At 48.2% G+C, this 3,370-nt stretch carries 5 protein-coding genes; all 5 read left to right on the top strand.

All coding sequences use genetic code 11. The annotated features are described in order from the left end of the window. On the top strand, positions 1-182 hold a 182-nt coding region (locus Q7V48_03200; GenBank protein ID MDO9209743.1), incomplete at its 5' end, for a VOC family protein. A gap of 78 nt (positions 183-260) precedes the next feature. Next, entirely contained in the window at positions 261-518 is a 258-nt protein-coding gene (locus Q7V48_03195; protein ID MDO9209742.1) for a hypothetical protein, read from the top strand. Positions 519-576: 58 nt separating this feature from the next. Beyond that, positions 577-1,545: an MBL fold metallo-hydrolase gene (locus Q7V48_03190; protein MDO9209741.1), complete on the top strand. Its 969-nt coding sequence runs from the start codon at positions 577-579 to the stop codon at positions 1,543-1,545. A 176-nt stretch (positions 1,546-1,721) separates the two neighbouring features. Then, a complete protein-coding gene (larA, locus tag Q7V48_03185) occupies positions 1,722-2,999 on the top strand; it encodes a nickel-dependent lactate racemase (protein ID MDO9209740.1) in 1,278 nt (425 codons plus the stop codon). 75 nt (positions 3,000-3,074) lie between these two features. Further along, positions 3,075-3,293, top strand: a complete 219-nt coding sequence (locus Q7V48_03180; GenBank protein MDO9209739.1) for an ATP cone domain-containing protein — start codon at positions 3,075-3,077, stop codon at positions 3,291-3,293. Positions 3,294-3,370 lie beyond the last annotated feature (77 nt).

Raw genomic sequence — 3,370 nt, 5'->3', positions numbered from 1 at the left:
CCAATCATGTACACCACGCCCATCTGTTTGCCTCAAATCTTGACGCCAGTCTAAAGTTTTATCAGGAAATGTTCGGGGCAGAAATATTGGCCGACCTGGATATGGCCGGGGCCAGGAATGTATTTCTGGCCATAGGCCAAGGCCGTCTTCATTTTTATGATCAACCGCTCATTTCTTATTGATTCACCTTTTTAAATTTAGTACACTTCTGTGATAAGGATCTTTACCTCCCCCCTGGGAAGGGCAGGTTTTTTTCTATTTTGCGGTACGGCAGAGCCAAGCAGAAAATGATGGGGCGGGCAGGAAAAATTTCCATAGAAGATTTCAAGGATGTTTTACGCGATCACTTTAATTATCCCGACTCTATCTGCCGCCATCCTGATAAACGGGACCCGGAGCTGGAACATGTGCAAACCGTGGCCTCCATCATCATGAACCTTACAACGAAAGAGGTATATATTACCCACGGCCCGCCGTGTGAGAGTGAATATCAACCGTTGAAATTCAAAACGATATAATTGCCAAAGCAATTGGAGTAAAATTACTTATGAAGAACAGAAAGGAAGGAAGCTGCGCATGATTGAAGAAGTGTTCCCCAATATTTTCAGGACGGGGATCCCTCTCCCCGGGAGTCCCCTGAAAGCCATTAATTCCTATTTGATCCGGGGGGGAGACCGGTTTCTGATGGTGGATACCGGAATGAACCGGGTGGAATGCATGGAGGCGATGCAGTCCTCCTTGAAAGAACTCCAAGTGAATTTGAAGCATACAGATTTTTTTATAACCCACATCCATGCGGATCACCTGGGCCTTGTCTCGGAATTGGTACAGGATTCATCGAAGATCTATTTCAACTATCCAGATACCGAGATCATCAATGATCCGAACCACTGGGAAGAAATAGCGGTTTCTGCCCTTAAGAACGGCTTCCCGGAATCTGATGTTCAGGCTGCCATCTCGAAACACCCCGGCCGCAGATATCAACTGCGGCGACCCCTCAATTTTACCCTCCTGCGGGAAGGGGATCGTCTTCAAATAGGAGAATACTCCTTCCTGTGTGTTGAAACTCCTGGCCATACGCGGGGCCATATGTGCCTTTATGAGTCGCGGACCAAAATCTTCTTCTCCGGAGACCACATCCTCAACGACATCACTCCCAATATTGCCCTTTGGTCTGAAAAAGGCGACCCGCTGCAGCAGTACCTGAAAAGCCTGGATAAAATCGATAGCTATGATATCGAGCGGGTGCTACCGGGCCACCGCAACCCCTTCAACCATCACCGGCGGAGAATTGCCGAATTGAAGAGGCACCACGAGGTAAGGAACGAAGAGGTGGTTTCCATCTTGCAAAAGGGCAAACAGAGCGCCTATCAGGTAGCCTCGCAAATGACCTGGAATATCGACTGTGATCGTTGGGAAGACTTCCCTCTTCCCCAGCAATGGTTTGCCGGTGGGGAGGCTTTGGCTCATTTACAATATCTCCAGGGGGAAGGGCGGGTAAAAAAAGAAATCCATGAGGGAAAAGGGTTATTTTCCCTGGCATGATGAATTTTGATGGGGATTTCGTTTGGTCCGGGGCTTCGTTTCCTTCATTTCTCCATGGTTCAATGATAGAGTCTTCGACCAGGATCACGAACCTGCCGCTAAATTCCCCCAAAACATTTTCCGGGTTGTGGTAAAATTATAATACCTTTAACAACTCCCTTGAGAAAGGATGGGCCATGTCCGCACGCGAATATGTTTTTACCTACGGGAAAGGCACGGTTCGTTTTAACTTGGATTCAGCATTGGTCGCCAGCGAATTAAGCATCCAAGACTATCCACCAATAGAGAATCCTCTGGTAGCCATCCGGGAAGCCATCCGCAACCCCATTCAATCTAAACCGCTTAAGGAAATCGTGGAGCCGGGGCAAAAGGTTGCTTTTCTGGTCAATGATTCCACGCGAGTGGCCAATAGTCACGTTTTTACGCCTATTTTACTTGACGAATTGAACTCGGTGGGGATTCCCGACAAGGATATGTTTATCATTTTTGCGGTGGGAGCCCACCGGGAATTGAATGAACAGGAGATGGCCTCGTTGGTTGGGCCGGATATAACTAGGCGGGTAGAGATGTTCAACAGCAACGCTAAGGATCCGACCCAATTTCAATACCTGGGAACGACCTCCCGGGGAAATGAGATCTATTTTCATAAGCGAGCGGTTGAGGCCAACCATGTAGTCTGTACAGGCAGTATCGTTTACCATTTTTTTGCCGGGTTTGGCGGGGGCCGCAAGGCCTTGTTACCGGGAGTGGCAGCTTACGATACCATTTGCCGCAATCATGCCCTGATGCTGGAGCCAGGAGCCGGCCTGGGAAAGCTCAGCGGGAACCCCGTTTATGAAGACCAAATTGAAGGAACTGAAATGTTGAGGCCCTCATTTCTGTTGAATGTCGTACTCAACGAAAAGAAAGATTTTTTAAAAATTTTCGCGGGGGATTATATTCAAGCCCACCTACAAGGATGCGAGTTTGTGGAGCAAATTTATGGTACGGAAATCCCCCAGCCCGCCGACCTGGTTATCGCCAGCTGCGGGGGCTATCCTAAAGATATTAATGTTTACCAACTACAAAAGACGATGGATAATGCCTGGCTGGCGGTTCGGGAAGGCGGGGTGGTGATTATCCTGGGCGAGTGCTGCGAAGGCGTCGGTTCGGAAGAATACCTGCAGTGGATGAAAGAATATAAGACTCCGGAACGGATCGAAGAGAAGATCAGGTCTGATTTTGTCGTCGGTGGACATAAGGCCTACGCTGTTACCCGACTGATGAAAAAAGCCCAATTTATCCTCATTTCCGGGTTAGAACCGGCGCTGGCCCGTACCTTATTGTTCACTCCAGCGAAGAATATGAACGAAGCCCTGGCGCTGGCATGGGATAAAGTAGGACCACATCCCCGGGTCATTCTGATGCCCCAAGGGAGTCTGACCGTGCCGGTATTGAAAGAAGTTCGGAGTTAGGTTTTTCCTGCCTCTTTCTACTTTCTACTTACTTTTTACTTTTCACTGTATTCAAGGGAGTCCCGCTTGAATAAAATGACGAGGCCTAAAAAAGTCCAAAAAAGAGACGGGTCTCTCGTTCCCTTCGCGGGAGAAAAAATTCAAAATGCCATCGCCAAGGCCGCTGGGGAGGTCCTGCAAGATTCTATCAGCGCCCGCGCAATCGCCAGCAAACTAACTGCAACCGTCATTCAAAAATTATTCGCTCAATATAACGGATGTTCCATATTTAAGCGAATAGACCATGGGAATTAACCATCTGAATTCAATGGTTTTTGCGACGTGACGGGAGTTTTTTTCTACTGACTACAGTTGCCCCTAAATAAGGAAGA

The sequence above is a fragment of the Deltaproteobacteria bacterium genome (genome assembly GCA_030654105.1).
In the GTDB taxonomy this organism is placed as follows: Bacteria; Desulfobacterota; SM23-61; order SM23-61; family SM23-61; genus JAHJQK01.
This window is presented reverse-complemented; position numbering and strand designations above follow the sequence as displayed.

Bases quoted from the DNA above. Each gene is read 5' to 3' on its own strand.
- larA (MDO9209740.1), top strand. From the start codon at position 1,722: ATGTCCGCACGCGAATATGTTTTTACCTACGGGAAAGGCACGGTTCGT.
- Q7V48_03180 (MDO9209739.1), top strand. From the start codon at position 3,075: ATGACGAGGCCTAAAAAAGTCCAAAAAAGAGACGGGTCTCTCGTTCCC.
- Q7V48_03190 (MDO9209741.1), top strand. From the start codon at position 577: ATGATTGAAGAAGTGTTCCCCAATATTTTCAGGACGGGGATCCCTCTC.